Raw genomic sequence first — 16927 nt, forward strand, 5'->3', positions numbered from 1 at the left:
TCTAAATATGGGGCAATTCATCACCCGAACAAAGTTCGGGAGTCTTCTTGCCCCTGCGATAAAAATTTTAATGTTTATTTGAATTATTATTTTTCATTTGCGAAAGACGATGGTTAACCTTACGCACTTCTAACCAGTCATAGCTATATAAAATTCCCCAGCAAATTAGATAAATTATTGTATACATAACTACAAATACAAACCAATTAAATTCAAAATTCATTTTAAATAAGCGACAAAACAAAACAAACGCTACCAAAATTAAGATATAGTGAACTGGCACTAGGATATAGTAACTACGAAATTCTAAACTACTAGAGATAATTCCACAAAATATACCAAAAGAAAGCGCAAAAAACATATGTGCAGGCCGCAATGTTAGACCGTATAAACTAAAACAAACTAAACAAGCGGTGCAAGAAAACCCCATTCCGATAATCATACTTTGTATCATATTACTAACAAATTTCATTGTAAAATCCTTTCTCGAACATCTTTCCAATATCTACGGCTAATAGACACCGGTTGTCCTGAATACAATTTAGCAATTTTATTTCCCGATAATGCTGGTTCTACTTTTTGTAAAAAATTTAAATTAATCACCGTACTTCGGGAAACCTGTATAAAATTTAAAGGTAACCTTGTTAAAAATTGACTCAACGTCCCGCGAAATAATAATCCTTGGGGATAAAGTTTTAAATAATCACCTAAAACCTCCACTGATTCTAACTCTTTCAAGAGAATTTTAACCACACGACCATCCACCTTAATATTTATATCATTCGGCTCTTGGAGTTTTACTTCTAATTTTTGTACTTGTTGATTGTATTCCCGAGCTGAAATTTCAACAAAAATATCACCAATTTTCATCCCAGAAACCTTTTTAAACCTTATTTTCATCACGTATAATCAACCACCTTCTCTAAACTTACCTTACATTATCACAATTAAAAATATACTCTAATTTACGTTATTTTCCCTAAAGAAATCATTCCGTTAACCGTATTTACGACAACTTGCTGTCTAAATCTTTGACTAGTTTACTTACTTTAATAAGTGTTATCTCCCTCCTCAATTTGATTCTAATTTTTCTCCAACAAAATTCCCACCTTTTTGCGATAAACGGCTTTTATTTAAGGGCAAGCGGTTTGAAAATAATTTGATTGCTACAAAAAATCCGCTAAATCTGACTTTCTTCAGATTCAACGGATTACTTTTTATTATTCAACCCGACGTCGTTCACCAGTTAATTTTCTTAAATCAGTAATATCTTGCACGGTTTCAAGACATCCTAAATAATTTCCCGCTTCATCATGTAATGCTAAGTATTGAATGTAAACAAAGACACTATCATGAAGATTAAACCAACGTGTAACCTTAGTTTCTTTACCAGCATGAAAATCAGCAAAAATTTTCTTAACATATGGTAAAGCCCGAGGTGGGTGACAATTAAAGACCTTTCTCCCTAAAACACTCCTTGTTCTTGGAAAAAGTGGGTTAGGATTCCCCGTAAAATATTTTACCCGATCATTTTTATCAACAAAAGTCAACTCAAGCGGAAGTGCTTTTAAAACTGCCGTTAATTCCGTTAATGACAGTTTCCCCGAAGGAAAACTAATTTCCGCATTCTTAAGTCCTGGAATTACTACTTGTGTTTGGGGGCTACTTTTTTCTGAGCCATCTGAATTAACTCGCTCTTCTTCTAAGCCTTCATCAAGTTCTTCTTGACGCGCTAAATTCTTGGCCATTTCATTAAGTTGTTGGGCAATTTCTGAAGGCTCCTTATTGGCATCTTGCGCGAGTTCTTCTGTTGTGGGACGCCACATGATTGGTTTCGAAATTAAAGTATAGCGCATTTCTTCTTCATCTTGACGTACTAGTTTCCAATCGGAAGCCTTAGCAACTTCATCCAACATCGGAATCATAATTGCTTCTTCTTTAAAAATCATTTCCGTAACTTCTTTACAGGCTTCCTCTACTGCAGCTTCAATTTCATACTTGTCCGGTAGCGGTTCCTGATTAACTAAACTATTAGCCCGCTTAATTAGGTCACGTATTTTATCATCTACCCCCCACATAACTTGTGGCGGAGCAGTAATACCGTACTTATCCATCAGAGGAAAAAGTGTATTTTCTTTACGGTTATAATGATAGTCAATGGTTGCTAAGTCTTTTAGAGCTTGACGCATCCGCTCAAGATAGGTCGGGTTTTGACCGTCTTGTTGCCACTTTTTTAAAACAGGTAAAAGTTCATCCTCAATTAAAGAAGTAATTACCATATTTTCCAACTTCATAGTCGCCACTGGGTGGCCTGGCTTTTCAAAAGCAGGCGTTTGGGAATCATTAGAAATCGCCCCTTTAAAAACCGCAGCATGAACATTACAGAGATTTTGAATTTCTTGTGGATCAAGACCATTAGCAATGAGTTGGCGTTCAGCCATTGTAATTTCAGCGACATCAACGTGTTCAAATGTTTCATTAAACATCGTCTTAGCGGTTTCAAAATCACCGCCTTGATGAATAAAGTTTAAAATCTCAACAATCTTTTCTTGACGATAAACACTTTCATCTTTCTTAGTCAAAATTTTTCACCTCATATCCATGTACTTCAAATTTCGCCTTAATTTCCTGTAAATCGATTCCCATCGCACGCGAACCTTTTTTTAAGTTAACAATTCTTCCTACTGAAGTTAACATTCCCGGAATTTTAATTTTCGTAAAGCCAAGGTCATACATAATTTGAATAAATTCTGGATTATCCTTGGCCATTTCATAAATCGGACATTCAAAATCTACTACTTTTTCCATTATCTACCTCACAAGTCCCAGTGCCCGCTTACCTGCCTCACTAATCTTATCTGCTGTCCAAACCGGATACCAAACAATTTTCACTTGGCAATCATCAATACCTTCAATTTGAGTTATTTCTTTTTTGATATTAGCCTCTAAGATATCACTCAGAGGACACCCCATCGTGGTTAGAGTCATTTTCACTAATGCCGTATGCTCATTAACCTCCACATCATAAATCAACCCAAGATTTAAAATATCAATTCCCAACTCAGGATCAATTACTCGACCTAGGGCAGTTAAAATATCATTTACCAGTTTTTCTTGGTCCATTTTTTCACCTGCTTGCTTAGCTTTTTTGAATTTTATGTCGTTTTAGTTATAACTTTTAATATTTTATATCTGCAATCTTATTTTACAAGTTGATAGTTCTTAACGCAAATAAATCCTGCTCCGAAAGAGCAGGATTTAAATTAATTTATTATTGTTAGTGTACAGAATAGTTTGGTGCTTCATTAGTAATTTGCACATCGTGTGGGTGAGATTCAACTAAACCAGCCCCAGTAATTTGTACAAATTGAGCATTTTCACGTAAATCTGCTAAGGTTGCTGCCCCACAGTAACCCATTCCAGAACGTAAACCACCAATCATTTGGTAAACAACATCGGCTGTTTTACCCTTGTAAGCGACCCGACCTTCAATTCCTTCTGGTACTAACTTATTCGCCTCGTTAACTCCACTTTGGAAGTAACGATCAGAAGAACCGTGCGTAGAGTCCATAGCTCCCATGGAACCCATCCCCCGGTATGTCTTGAAACGCCGACCTTGGAAAATTTCAGTTTCCCCTGGTGCTTCATCAGTCCCGGCTAACATGGAACCTAGCATCACAGCAAAGCCCCCAGCAGCAATCGCTTTAACAATATCACCGGAATATTTAATCCCTCCATCAGCAATGATGGCACGACCATATTCACGGGCAACTGCAGCCGCATCATAGATAGCGGTAATTTGTGGTACCCCAACCCCAGCAACTACACGAGTGGTACAAATTGACCCAGGTCCAATACCAACTTTTACAACATCAACCCCAACTTCATAAAGTGCACGTGTTGCTTCTGCTGTGGCCACATTACCAGCAATCAAAGTTGCCTCTGGATAAGTTTGGCGAATTTCTTTAATCTTGCGAATTACCCCCGCAGAGTGACCGTGGGCGGTGTCAATCACTAAGGCATCAGCTCCCGCTTCTAATAAAGCGCTCGCCCGTTCAAAGGTATCAGAAGTTACCCCGACAGCCGCTGCCACTAAAAGGCGCCCATGTTGGTCTTTAGCCGCATTAGGGAATTCAACCACTTTTTCAATATCCTTGATAGTTACCAAACCTGTCAAACGTCCTTCACGATCAACCATTGGTAATTTTTCAATTTTATTATCACGTAAAATTGCTTCCGCTTCTTTTAAGGATGTTCCTTCAGGAGCAGTCACGAGATTTTCTTTAGTCATCACTTGGCCAATTTCTAGGTTAGAGTCTTGGACAAAACGTAAATCACGGTTTGTAATAATGCCTACAAATTTGCGACCAGCCATGGTTTCAACAATAGGAACCCCGCTAATCCGATATTTCTTCATCAAGGCTTCCGCGTCATAAATCTTATGTTCTGGAGTTAAAAAGAAAGGATCAATGATAACTCCGCTTTCAGAACGCTTTACCTTGCGAACCTCGTCAGCTTGGCGTTCGATGGTCATATTTTTGTGAATCACCCCGAGACCACCTTGGCGCGCCATGGCAATCGCCATGGCCGATTCCGTCACCGTATCCATCCCAGCACTGATGACAGGAATATTTAACTTGATGTTTTTGGCTAATTGCACACCTAAGTCCACCTCATTAGGTAAGACATTACTTTCGGCAGGAATTAACAACACATCATCAAACGTTAAACCCTTTTTCGCAAACTTCGTATCCCAATTAGACATTATTTTTTACTCTCCTTTGACTTTTTTTGGGGTAGCTTTTACTACCAGAGACTTAAATTTATATTGTTATCTAATTTACACAAGTTCCATCAAAATTTCAAGTCTTTTTTAGGCATTTTTCCAAATTTTATTTTTCTCTCATCCATAATTAACGATTACTTTCCGAACGATTTGCTATCTTGTCGCTTTAGGAGAGATGAAAAACGAATTACTCTCCCGTCAAAAGTTTGGCTTCATGATGATTCAATGGTCGGTGCAACTCCAGCAACATCTTCACATGCGACTTAGTACGACCATTCTTGGTAGGTACCTTTTCTTCCTGAACACTGTCCGCTACAATTTGAGCTGAGCCTAAGTAATAAAAACCCTTGCCAGTGGCATCGCTACGCTTCATAAAGACCTCAATACGTACCTGAGGTTGACCCTCTTTAACCCCTTTTAATAACAACTGTACTTCTGGAGAATTTAAGTGACGCGGACTACGAGTAAACCAAGTTAAGTAGCGATTAGCCTCAATTTGGTTAGCGTAATTCTGACGGTCATAAGTCACAAAAATTGGACAAACTTCCTCAGTTACCCGGTAACCATAAAGAGGCGCGGAAACATCTTTAGGCCAGTTTAAGAGCCGACAAACGTCCTTTCTTGTATATTGTTGCATAGGGGTGAACTGTCGCTGCTGGTCCATTTTTTGCCCTAAGGCTATTCCGGTCTTGAGAACATCTTCAAAATCAGCCTTAAAATTCGTATCTTCTAGCGCTCGGGCTAACTTAGCCCCGAGGCGATAGGTAAAGCCTTGATGTTCGATTAAAGGTACTTGACCATATTGATCCGACTTAAGTTGCTTTCCCGCTTTAATAGCAAAGAAATCCAAACTTAAAATTTGATCAACACTGGCTAAAAGTTCAGCATTGTAGTAAGCTCCTGCTTGATCAAGTAATTCTAGATAATGGTCTTCTAAAATTTCCTCTTGATCCATCAAAGCTGAAAGTAAAATTAGTTCCTGAATGCGTAAACCTTCTAGGAGTTCCTTAGTAACAAAGGTTAAAACTTGATCCTGGTAGGCGGTTAACGCTGTTTTTTGCCCCATTTTTTGACGGAATTGAGTATAATTACCAACTCCATTGTTCCTCGCAAAGACCGCAGGGCTCAGGTCACCAAATTGATAGAAGTCATAGAGCTTAGGTGTTTGCCCTAATTTATTTTCTAAGTTGTGATAAGCTTCCTTTATACTGGACAAATTGTCTAAACGTACTTTTTCTAAAGATGCAAAAATCCGTTCCTGAGCTACACGGCTTAAATTAATAGTTGTTAAATCTAGGTGATTAAGTGTTGTCATTTCACGAAGGACTTGGTCATTACGACCACTGCGATTACCTGACAAAGCTAGGGCAATTAGATAATTGTTTTGATAATTACCAATCAAATCTAAAACTAAAACGCTCTGCTTACCTGGATACTTGCGCAAACCACGCCCTAATTGCTGGGTAAAGATAATGCTAGACTCCGTATTACGCATGAAAATAACTTGGTTAACAGCCGGAATATCTATCCCCTCATTAAAAATATCCACCGTTAAAAGGTATTGCAATTGACCAGCTTCTAATTTGGCAACCGCATCTTGGCGGGTTTGGTGGCTATCTTCATTCGTCAAAGCTTGACTGAATAGCCCACGTTGCGTAAGTTCCTGAGCTAATTTTTGAGCTTCTTCTTTGCGACTTACAAAAATTAAACCTTTGGGTAATACCTCACTTTGACCATAATAGGCCAATTGTTCTACAAGATAATCTACCCGCTGATGACTTTGAAGTTGCTTGAGGCTGGTTTTTTCGGTGATAGCTTGACCTTCCGGCTCATAATCTGGGATTCCAACATAGTCAAAAGGACAGAGCATTTCAGCTTGTAAAGCATCTTGCAGGCGAATTTCATAAGCCACGTTATAGTCATAAAGTTGAAAAATATTTTGAGCATCACTACGTTCGGGCGTAGCCGTCATTCCCAAAAGAAAGTTCGGTTGGAAATAATTTAATACCCGTAAATAAGACGGCGCCGCACTGCGGTGAGCTTCATCAATTAACATATAATCAAAATCTGTAGGTTCAAAACTGGCCAAAACTTCCGGCTGACTAAGGGTTTGAACCGTAGCAAAGAGGTACTTAGCCTCGTAATCATGTCGGTCCCCACTCAAAATCCCATAATCTTGTTGAGATCCCCCTAAAACTTTTTTGAAGCTTTCCAGGGCCTTTTGGGCAATTTGTTGACGATGCACCACAAATAGAAAACGCCGAGGGCGATATTTTTGAACATCAAAAGCCGCCAAATAAGTCTTCCCCGTCCCGGTAGCAGAAATCACCAAGCCCTTATTTTGCCCTTGCTGACGCAGGTCAGCTAAGTTGGTCAAAGCCACTTTTTGCATAGCATTAGGTGCCAATTGACTTGGACTTACATTTGTGACTTGCGGACTTGGAGCTTGATAACCTTGGGCGTAATAGTCGATCCAATCTGGCGTAAGAACTTGGGCTTGGTCCCATTCCGCTTGGAACTGTTTTTGTAAACGCTGAGTTAAATCCCCTTGCGTTTGACTAGCGACTTTAAGCGCCCATTCTGTATTCTTGAGGAGGGCATTACGGGTAAAATTAGCACTGCCTACAATAGCAGTTTGATAACCGGCGTGAGTAAAAAGATAACCTTTACTGTGAAAAGCCGGACTAGCACTTAAACGTACTTCCACTTGGGGTAACTTCAATAATTCCCGGAAAACTGCGGGTTGATTGAAGTTTAAATAAGCTCCGGTTAAAATCCGTCCGTGCACTCCTTGAACCGCTAAATCAGCAAGAAGAACCTTAAGGGCAGTCAACATGGATGGTGACCAAAAAGCCACCACCCATTCAAAACTCTGACAGGTCAATAATTCTTCCTTAAGACTATCCCAGATACTTTCGGGACCATCATTAACCAAAAGTTCTGGACTAAACTTACTTTCCATTTGATGGTGCTGACCATCGATGAGTCCCGCTAAGATAGCGGCTTGAAACTTATCCTCCATTTAATTCCTCCAAAACTGACCGTGAGGCCGGTAAAACATCTAGCTGCAATAATTTTTCTGGGGTATCCCAAATAAATTCACTAGCCGCCACTTGCTTGAGATGATGACTGCTTAAACTTGCTGCAAAGAAACTTATCGTAACTTGCCCCCAGGGATAATCATGATTAATGGTTGAGCATACTAAATTGCCAATTTCCACCTGGTCACCTAATTCTTCCCAAATTTCACGTTTGAGAGCTTCTCGAAGGCTTTCACCAGCTTCAACTTTTCCCCCGGGGAATTCCCACTTTCCTCCAGCAATGCGGTCAGTTTTGCGTCGTCCCATGAGATAACGACCCTGACCGTCACCAATCACAGCCGCAACAGCCCTAATTTGTGTATTTGTCATTTTCTAATAGCCATCCTTTCAATGCTTCAATATCTTGCAGACTAACCCCCAAAACTTGAGTTACAAAATTTACAACCGTCCCATATTTCATTTGACAAACTTGTCGTACCACCTGTAGATTTTCTAAAGCCAGGTGATAATCTTGATTAAGGCGTTGAGCGAGACTTGCCGTTGTCCCTTGACTTAATAGCTGAGTTAAATCTTGGTCATTATAAGCTGCATAAACTAAATTGGTCAATAAGTAATCCTGATTAACCTCTTCTTCCTGAATTCCTAAAACTGATAAAAGATAAAATGCAGCTAAACCCGTACGATCCTTACCAGCTGTACAGTGAAAAATTAGCGGCGCTTGTGTTTTGAGAAGAATTTGAAAAAACTTACGGTAAGCTTTTTGAGCATGGGGATCAAACACCATTTGCAGGTAGACCTTTTCTTGATAGGTCAATTTCCAAGCCCTAATTTTCAGATAAGTTAATGGGCCTAAATTTTGCCAAAGATGGCGACGGAAAGGATAGACACGCAAATTATAGTAGGTCAGCCCTTCCGGCAAGTTATCAGGATAAACCTCAGTTTCACTGTAATCCCGGAAGTCCATGACGGCCTGAATTCCCAAAGCTACCAAATCAGCTTGTTCCGAAGCAGTTAGATGCGCGAGACTGCCCGCTCGATATACTTGACCGAATTTGACCCGAGCTTTCTTAGCAGTATGATAACCTCCCAAATCACGAAAGTTGAGGACATTTTCAAAATCTAATAGCTTGACCATCTATTTACATCTCCCAAAACATATTCTCTTTTCATTGTAACGCAAAAAAGCCCGGGAGTCCGGACTTTCTTAGATTTTTACTTATTTAGCAGGTAACACGGCACCGTCGAACTTCTTTTCAATCCAACTTTGTGTTTCCTTAGATTGTAAAGCCTTCACTAACTTCTTAATAGCAGGGTTGTTCTTATCTTTCTTTTGAACAGCAATGAAGTTAGCGTAGTCTGAAGAGCTGCTTTCACGAGCAATAGAGTCATCCTTTGGGTTTAAACCAGCTTGCACTGCGTAGTTGGCATTGATAACAGTAGCGGCTGCATCGTTCTTCTTGTAAAGTGTAGGCATTAACTTTGCTTCAAAAGTGTGTACAAACTTCAAGTTCTTCTTGTTAGTCTTGATGTCGTCAAAAGTTGCGGAAGAAAGTTTAGTTCCCTTCTTCAAGGTAATCAAACCAGCATCCTTAAAAATTTGTAAAACCCGACCATAATCAGCAGTGTTACTAGAAACATCCACTTTGGCACCCTTTGGCAAGTCCTTCAAAGACTTATAATCCTTGGAATAAACAGCAATTGGTTCCAAATGCACGTTCCCCACTGAAATCAAAGAACCATTGTTGTGCTTGTTCCAGTTGTCTAAAAATGGTTTGTGTTGGAAGTAGTTGGCATCAATATCACCGTTAGCCAAAGCTTTGTTAGGTAAAACATAGTCGTTGTAGACCTTAACCTTCAAGTTAACCCCTTCATCTTTCAATTGCTTTTGCACATGTTTTAAGATGATGGCATGAGGGTTAGCGGAAGCCCCAACAGTAATTGTCGTATCAGCTTTGGCATTTTGGACTCCGCCGACAAGCAAAGCAGCAGCCGTAGCTACCCCAGTTAAAAGACTTAATAACTTAAATTTTTTCATATTAAACACCCCATATACTTTCTTTTGAATTTTAATTTAGTTAACGTTTATCAATAGATTTAACAATTCGGTCACCAATGAATTGGAAAACCATCACAATGATGACAATTGCCACCGTCGCTGCCATGGTAATGGCATTATTGTAAGATTGGAAACCGTCGGTGTAAGCTAATTGTCCTAAACCGCCGGCCCCAATAGCCCCAGCCATGGCTGTATAACCAATCAAGGAAATGGTTGTAACCGTAATCCCAGAAACCAAGGCTGGCATACTTTCTGGTACTAAGACCTTGTAGATTACTTGCCAGCGACTGGCTCCCATGGCATTAGCAGCCTCTAAAACCCCTTCATCTACTTCACGGAAAGCAATTTCCACCATCCGCGCATAAAATGGAGCAGCCGAGAAGACCAAGGAAGGAATAGCCGCCACTGGACCAGTGATTGTTCCCACAATCACATTGGTGAAATTCAGTAAGAGCACAATCAAAATAATGAAAGGAATCGACCGAAAAACATTGACAATGACGCCGACAATCCAGTTCAAAGCTTTGACTAATGGTGATTGGCTATTGCGAGTTTCAAATAATAGGAGCCCAAGTAACAGACCTAAGACAGCCACAATGGCACTTGAAACCACGGTTACCCAAACCGTTTCCCAGGCTGCAGCCCACAAGTTGGGCCAGTTAACATTTTGAAATTGAAAATATGATAAAAAACCTGTACTATTGTTCACTTGTAATCACCTCTGTTTCCACCCGAACTTGGGCAAAGAAATTTAAACATTCCTCAATTTGGGCTTGGTCGCCGACCAATTGGATGAACAAACTTCCCATCGTCGCTGCCTTATCTGCCATTTGGTGAATGGAACCTTCTAAAATTGAAAATTCCAAATCAGGGAATTGGCGAATGGCTTCACTTAAGACTGGCATTTGCACTTGATCACCATGGAAGTGTAACCTCACCAAGCGCCCGTGAGGGTACTTAGCTAAGAGTTGTTTAGTAACTTCCTTAATATCTGGTTCTTGACTGGTGTCAATCTCTGCATTCACGAAACGTTTAGTCAATTCTTCTTGTGGGTGGGTAAAGACTTGAGAAACAGGTCCTTCTTCGATTACCCGCCCAGCTTCCATAACTGCCACCTTATCAGCTAAACGCCGAATAACGTGCATTTCATGAGTAATAATCACAATCGTCAAGTCCATTTGGCGATTGATACTTTCCAAGACATCCAAAACTTCATCCGTGGTTTGCGGATCTAGCGCGGAAGTTGCTTCATCAGAAATCAAGATATCCGGATCATTCGCCAAGGCTCGGGCAATCCCGACTCTTTGCTTTTGTCCCCCAGACAATTGGGAAGGGTAAGCGTGAATGCGGTCTCCCAAACCAACTAAATCAGCCAAATGCTTGGCCTTTTCTTCGCGTTCATGCTTAGATAACTGCTTATCTAATTCCAGTGGGAACATGATGTTTTCTAAAACTGTTCGCGACCACAGTAAGTTGAAGTGTTGGAAAATCATCCCAATCTTCTTTCTTTCTTGACGTAAGGCTACACCACCCAAAGTATTAATTTGAGTCCCATTAATAATCACTTGCCCACTCGTGGGCTTTTCTAACCCATTTAACATCCGAACCAGGGTACTCTTCCCGGCACCAGAGAAACCAACAATGCCGTACACATCCCCATCTTGAATGGTTAAGTTAACATCATTAACCGCATGGACCGGACCATCGGCAGTTTCAAAGGTTTTGTTAATATTTTTTAACTCAATCATGGTTTTCTCCCTTTCTAATTTTTGGCAACAAAAAAGGCCTCCATCCCTAAAGGACGCAGACCGTGGTACCACCTTTATTTATCTTCTGGTTCACACCAAAAGACCTTACTAACTCATTTTCAAGTCGTCAATTATATCGCATCTCAACGGATTAGGAGCTTGCACCCCTAATCAAACTCCGAGCTCATCTTCATTTCCTGCACGTACACCCTTTTCAGCTTCCGGGATTCTCTGTCGCACGATTCAAAAACTACTCTTCTCTTCAACGTTTTTTCTTATATTCAAATAGCTTACGTTTAATATACAGATTAAAATTCGCTTTGTCAACCATTTTGATTTTTTAATTTTCAACCGTATCTAACCAGACCAACTGACTTTTTAACCGTGCGATAGCTCGCTTTAAAATCAAATAGTGACCATAACTGCCTTGGTTAACATGCCCATCAAATAAGAGGTGTTCCCGCTCTTTCAGATGTGCCAATTGCTTTTTAAGGAGCGCTCTTTCCTCAGCTATCATAGTTTTAATCCGTGGATCGGTAGCTTCTTGGATGAAGAACAACTTCAGGGAAAAAATATCCTGACTCACGGGAAGTTCATCAATTGGTTGGGTAATCCAAGCTGAGAGTTCTGCTTGTCCTTTAGGCGTCAAACGATAATAAATTTCCTTATCATTTCCGGCATGAGTTTGCTTTTCAATCCAGTCATCAGCCACCATTTTTTTTAATTCTGGATAAATTTGACTATGAGCCGCTTTCCAAAATTCGCCAATTTCATTTTGAAACTGCAAGGTAATTTGACGGCCAGTTTGTTCATCTTTTTGGGCTAAAATTCCTAGGATAATATAGGGTAACGTTCTTTTCTTTGGCATAATAAAAATCCCCACCTTCATTGCTAATTTTACTAGCTCGGTCGAGATTTTTCAAAATTATTTCTTTAATTGACAGTAGTTTTCGTCATAGAAACGCCCTTCACGAATGTCGGCAGTCATGCCATCATATGGCGCTTGGGCGATGACTTCTTCATTATTTACACCCGCGTCCCCCATGTAAGTGATGGATGCAAATTCAGGCACCACCATCTTAGGGTAAGTTGGGTACTTTTCTCGTGATTCTTTCATCAAATCAATGTGATCATTTTGGAAACAAACCGTGATTTCAGGATGTTCTTTGACCCAACGAGGAAAGAAAATCGTCCCGTTAAGTTTCTTTTCATTGGGAACAAAGTCCAAAGCCACATCGGTGCCGGTAGGTTCAGTCCAGGCAATCTTATAGACCCCTTCCGTAATCATAGTAATGTGTGCTTCTTGGTCTTTAACCCAACGACCTTTCACCATCCCACCGTGAATGCGATAGTCTACAGTATGATCATTCTTACAATACCATTCGTACTCCCAACCATTATCGTAAGTGTAAACAAAGTGGGTCCCCACAAAGTCCTCTAAAGTTTTAAAAACTTTTATTCCTAAGCGATTTAGATTTGCCATGATTCCCTCCTATTTTATGTCGTTATTTACATAAAAATTTTATGACTATATCGACATAAAGTCAAGAAAAAGAAAAAGCGTCCTTACAGACGCTAAAGTTTAAACTTCTGCGGTAACTTCAGCCACTTCTAAATTGTTTTGAATAACTTGACTCAAAGCCAGCGCCCGATCACTAATTACCTGTAAGCCTTGACTGGGATCTGCCAAAAGTTCGGCTACGGTCAACAGACTATCAATTCGGAATTTGGAGGCATTCAGATTTTCATCCTTCACAATCAAGTTAACCTTAACCTCCACAGTTGTTTCTAAATCATCAAAAAAGTTGTCTACTTTTTTGATATCTGCAAAAGGTAGATTGATAATCCCACTTTCTAAGCTATATTCCGTCACTTGACCTGCGTTTTCAGCCCGACAAGTAACTTGGGCAAGTTGACCTTCTTCCATTAATTGCCCAAATAAACTCACCATCTCATACAAGTGTTTTTCCAGCTTAGTACCTTGTACTTCAGTAGCGGAAACCAATTGTAGTTCTGTTTGGTATGCTTCATTCGCTACTTTTTCAATAAAATCTGCCACAGTAATTTCCATTTTTGTACCCCTTTCACGTTTTTATTCTAGATATTATTCTAACATGCTATATCGTCAGCTAAAAGAAAAAGAACAGCCCCGTTGACTGTTCTTTAAAAGTTAATTTGCAAATGAGGTTAAGATTGAACCAATAACCAATAGCGCTAACCCGATTAAAGTGTAGCGTAATTCATAACGAGTCTTTGTTTCGTGCATGACCACAATCCCACCAAGAGTTGAAATTAAAACACTTAGTTGTGTTAAAATGAAAGCCATGTTAGTCCCGTTCATTTGTCCGGAGAAGATGTAGGCTAAACCAGCTACCCCCCAGGCTAAACCTCCTAAAGCACTCTTCCAAGTTTCCTTTTGAGTTAAAACGCCTGCATTTTTGGTAAAGATTGAATAAACCAAGCCCCCAAATAAAATCCCTAAAACTTCGGGCAAGAATAATTCTGTGGAGCTTGCCCCTTGAACCATTGGCATACTTGGGAAAGAAGAATAAATCCAGTACCCAATTGTTGTAGCTAACAAGAACATAAAGTCCTTGACTGTCACGGCATTACCTTTTTGGGCGCCTAACTTATTCGGATCAACTTTTGAAGTTAAAACTACCCCAATAACCACTAAAAGCAAAGCTCCAAAACCAATCATTAAGTGCTTTGGCCCTTGCCATTGACTAAAGAACAAAACCCCTAAGATAGAGTTCCCGACTAATTGTAAGGCTGATGACAAAGGTGCGGTTACGGTTAAACCAATGCGGTTAAAAGAAACAAATTGTCCGATTTGACCAATTGTCCATAAAGCCCCACAGATAAAGGCATAAATGGCAAAATTCAAAGATAAGTGTGTTTGAGTTACTACTGTTGCAATAATGCCGACTGCCACAGCCCCTAACCCAGTCCCTACGATTTGATTTGATTCTCTTCCACCAGCTTTTGAAGTTAATAGGGGCATTAACCCCCAACCAATTGCTGGAATTAATCCGACTAAAATACTCACGGTATACTTCCTCTCTATGCATTTAAAATAATTAATGCAAGCAAAAATGAAAACCTTTCCATTTTTACTTACTAAAATTCTTCTCTTCTCATGAATAACAATTTTACTAGACTATACTAATTGCGTCAATAGTATTTTATTATAGTTATTTATTTTAATATAAATATCATTATTTATCAGTGAGTAAACCCTTTTATTTTTGATAATTTTTTAAAAAAATCAACATTTTACATCAAGCAAAACTTAATTAATTTTAATCTTCGATTATACTCTCAAATTATGAAAACCATATGAAAAAGGTTCCAATTTTCCCTTGGAACCTTTAAATTATTCATCTAAAAACTCTAAATAACTGTCATCATTATTTTTATCATGAATGACCACTTTCGTTTTAGCCGGTACATTTTCCATAATCCACTTGGCATCAGAAACCGTTAAACGAATAGAACCGTAGGCCTTCACATTATGTTTACGTGTGACCTTTTGTCCTAACATTTTGGCTTGCTTAGTTATGACCTTACCATCCTTGTTAAAAGGTACCGATTCAAAGCGGTACACGCCATCCCCTTTAAAAGAGGTCCAATATTTTGCCCCATAACCTTTAGTTTCATCAAAATACCCTGTTCCTCGTCGCTTCTCAATTTTTTCATGACCTTCAGGCGTTTTTTGGTAATCACTTTGATGGTTTTCATAGTTTTTAGCTATGGATGCATACATAGTGTAAATAGTATACTTTCCAGAACGGATGTAAACTCTTTGTTTCTTAGGTGAAACTTCAATCCATAAGCGATGTTTATGTTTCTTGGTATTTTGATATTTGGTCAAACTCAAGTCAGGATACGGTAGACTTTCAGACGGCTTATTCCAATCAATATTTTGACTATCTTGAAGGGCCTTTTTTTGCTGAGTGGTTAATTTCTTTTGAATCGCTTTTTGACGTTTTTCCCTTTGCGCCCGTTTTTCCATTTTAATGGCATTCGCTTGTTCAGCTTTGTGGACATGGATGGCAGCGTAAACGGTCACAACAACCAAAATTACCGCTACAATCCAGGAAAAAAAGTTCCTTTTTTGCATAACTGTAACTCCTCGTTTTTTTCTTTCTTTAGCATACGAATTTTTCTCCCCTCTGTCAAACATCCAGCAAACTAATACTCTTTTTTAGATAAACGTGCTAGAATTATTCTTATCGACTAATATCAAAGGAGGTTTTTTTATGGTACAAGATTCATCAAAGCAGCCTAACCAAAAGCCTGAACCACTCATCAGCCCCTATGAAGATATCAAGTATGGCGAACCTTGGTATGTAGATGCGGAACTTGTTAATTTAAATCTACACAATTTAAAAAAAGCTCTCGCTTACTTGGATCAAACAACAAACATTGGTGATACTTATAGTGATGAAGCTTTGAGCCACAATATTCAACTGCTCTTATTGCGTGATTATGAAGAATTAGAAATTTACCACTACCCGATGGATATTTATCTGGGCCAAATTACCCTCTGGGAAGATGAAGATTCCACAAACGAGGAAGCCTCCCGCATTGCTGTTTCATACCTTTATCAGAATCAAATTCCGCTCCTCTTGGGATATTTGCCTGACGACTATACTTTACAGGTGCAAAACCTTTTAGATAGTGACCGTCCCCTCAAAGTCGCTACTTTCCTGGAAGGTGGGCCTTATAAAAATGTCATTTGGGAAAACGACCAACTTACTTTTGTTGAAAAAGAAAAATCCTATCACCTACATTTGATCATTGCATAAGAAAAGCCTCCTACCAACTGGCAGGAGGCTTATTTAAGATGCGCCACGGGGGAGTCGAACCCTCATTCTGAGAACCGGAATCTCATGTGCTATCCATTACACTAGCGGCGCAATATCAACCGACTTAAATATTATATTGCATTTTCTCTTTTTATGCAAGCACTTGCTTGTCAAAATTTTTATTTTTTAGCTTTAAATCAAAGTTCTATTCAACCTAGCTACTTTTTCCACAAACTAAACCTAAACCATTCTACCTCAATAACAGAAAATTTGCATCCATATTTATATACCTAATTATAACAATTTCTACTTTGTAGTTAGCATTGTTTGACACTTTAAACTTTTTCTGAAGATTTTTCCTAAAAAAGCTTGCATATTTTTTCCATAACTGGTATTATATTTTTTGTCGGTAAGCGACGATAACATTTTGGGTGGTTAGCTCAGCTGGCAGAGCAACGGACTCTTAATCCGTGGGTCCAGGGTTC

The 16927-nt window shown here is 39.3% G+C and carries 18 protein-coding genes and 1 tRNA gene; 1 reads left to right on the forward strand and 18 read right to left on the reverse strand.

Annotated elements, in window-relative coordinates:
• Nucleotides 1–67: 67 nt before the first annotated feature.
• The 17 genes from FC36_RS12685 to FC36_RS04245 all read right to left on the reverse strand — a co-directional run bounded on the left by FC36_RS12685 (nt 68) and on the right by FC36_RS04245 (nt 15754).
• Complete coding sequence (locus FC36_RS12685; protein WP_025021304.1) at nt 68–472, reverse strand: DUF3021 family protein; 405 nt, start codon at nt 470–472, stop codon at nt 68–70.
• Entirely contained in the window at nt 469–870 is a 402-nt protein-coding gene (locus FC36_RS04170; RefSeq protein ID WP_025021305.1) for a LytR/AlgR family response regulator transcription factor, read from the reverse strand. The genes FC36_RS12685 and FC36_RS04170 overlap by 4 nt, the downstream gene beginning before the upstream one ends.
• 350 nt (nt 871–1220) lie before the next feature.
• Entirely contained in the window at nt 1221–2582 is a 1362-nt protein-coding gene (locus FC36_RS04175; protein WP_056986729.1) for a DUF438 domain-containing protein, read from the reverse strand.
• The gene (locus FC36_RS12430; protein ID WP_025021306.1) at nt 2575–2808 is read right to left on the reverse strand and encodes a DUF1858 domain-containing protein; all 234 of its coding nucleotides are present in this window, start codon (nt 2806–2808) and stop codon (nt 2575–2577) included. Before FC36_RS12430 ends, FC36_RS04175 begins: the two co-directional genes overlap by 8 nt.
• 3 nt (nt 2809–2811) lie before the next feature.
• Complete coding sequence (locus tag FC36_RS12435; protein WP_025021307.1) at nt 2812–3123, reverse strand: metal-sulfur cluster assembly factor; 312 nt, start codon at nt 3121–3123, stop codon at nt 2812–2814.
• Between the two features lie 154 nt (nt 3124–3277).
• A complete protein-coding gene (gene guaB, locus FC36_RS04190; RefSeq protein ID WP_056986730.1) occupies nt 3278–4765 on the reverse strand; it encodes an IMP dehydrogenase in 1488 nt (495 codons plus the stop codon).
• A gap of 208 nt (nt 4766–4973) precedes the next feature.
• Complete coding sequence (locus FC36_RS04195) at nt 4974–7808, reverse strand: DUF3427 domain-containing protein (RefSeq protein ID WP_056986731.1); 2835 nt, start codon at nt 7806–7808, stop codon at nt 4974–4976.
• Nucleotides 7798–8196: a (deoxy)nucleoside triphosphate pyrophosphohydrolase gene (locus FC36_RS04200; protein ID WP_035188698.1), complete on the reverse strand. Its 399-nt coding sequence runs from the start codon at nt 8194–8196 to the stop codon at nt 7798–7800. The genes FC36_RS04195 and FC36_RS04200 overlap by 11 nt, the downstream gene beginning before the upstream one ends.
• On the reverse strand, nt 8177–8962 hold the full coding sequence (locus FC36_RS04205) for a tyrosine-protein phosphatase (protein WP_023860074.1): 786 nt from the start codon (nt 8960–8962) through the stop codon (nt 8177–8179). The genes FC36_RS04200 and FC36_RS04205 overlap by 20 nt, the downstream gene beginning before the upstream one ends.
• An 81-nt stretch (nt 8963–9043) precedes the next feature.
• Nucleotides 9044–9862, reverse strand: a complete 819-nt coding sequence (locus tag FC36_RS04210) for a MetQ/NlpA family ABC transporter substrate-binding protein (protein ID WP_023860075.1) — start codon at nt 9860–9862, stop codon at nt 9044–9046.
• Between the two features lie 40 nt (nt 9863–9902).
• Nucleotides 9903–10592 carry a methionine ABC transporter permease gene (locus FC36_RS04215; protein WP_025021309.1) on the reverse strand — a complete coding sequence of 230 codons (690 nt, stop codon included), beginning with the start codon at nt 10590–10592 and terminating at the stop codon, nt 9903–9905.
• Nucleotides 10582–11631, reverse strand: coding sequence for a methionine ABC transporter ATP-binding protein (locus FC36_RS04220; RefSeq protein ID WP_025021310.1), 1050 nt, complete (start codon nt 11629–11631; stop codon nt 10582–10584). Before FC36_RS04220 ends, FC36_RS04215 begins: the two co-directional genes overlap by 11 nt.
• 340 nt (nt 11632–11971) lie before the next feature.
• Entirely contained in the window at nt 11972–12499 is a 528-nt protein-coding gene (locus FC36_RS04225) for a PadR family transcriptional regulator (RefSeq protein ID WP_025021311.1), read from the reverse strand.
• 57 nt (nt 12500–12556) lie between these two features.
• Complete coding sequence (locus FC36_RS04230) at nt 12557–13114, reverse strand: phenolic acid decarboxylase (RefSeq protein WP_023860079.1); 558 nt, start codon at nt 13112–13114, stop codon at nt 12557–12559.
• A 99-nt stretch (nt 13115–13213) separates the two neighbouring features.
• Entirely contained in the window at nt 13214–13702 is a 489-nt protein-coding gene (locus FC36_RS04235) for a hypothetical protein (RefSeq protein WP_025021312.1), read from the reverse strand.
• A gap of 99 nt (nt 13703–13801) precedes the next feature.
• Nucleotides 13802–14680 (reverse strand): GRP family sugar transporter, encoded by an 879-nt coding sequence (locus FC36_RS04240; protein WP_025021313.1) that lies wholly within the window; start codon nt 14678–14680, stop codon nt 13802–13804.
• A 327-nt stretch (nt 14681–15007) separates the two neighbouring features.
• A complete protein-coding gene (locus FC36_RS04245; RefSeq protein WP_025020678.1) occupies nt 15008–15754 on the reverse strand; it encodes a L,D-transpeptidase in 747 nt (248 codons plus the stop codon).
• Nucleotides 15755–15893: 139 nt separating this feature from the next.
• Here FC36_RS04245 and FC36_RS04250 point away from each other — a divergent pair, with 139 nt between their 5' ends.
• Nucleotides 15894–16442, forward strand: a complete 549-nt coding sequence (locus FC36_RS04250; protein ID WP_023860083.1) for a hypothetical protein — start codon at nt 15894–15896, stop codon at nt 16440–16442.
• Nucleotides 16443–16481: 39 nt separating this feature from the next.
• On the opposite strand, the gene FC36_RS04255 is transcribed toward FC36_RS04250, so the two are convergent.
• Nucleotides 16482–16553, reverse strand: a tRNA-Arg gene (locus tag FC36_RS04255).
• Nucleotides 16554–16927: the final 374 nt, after the last annotated feature.

It is taken from the genome of Ligilactobacillus equi DSM 15833 = JCM 10991, assembly GCF_001435735.1.
Taxonomy (GTDB): domain Bacteria; phylum Bacillota; class Bacilli; order Lactobacillales; family Lactobacillaceae; genus Ligilactobacillus; species Ligilactobacillus equi.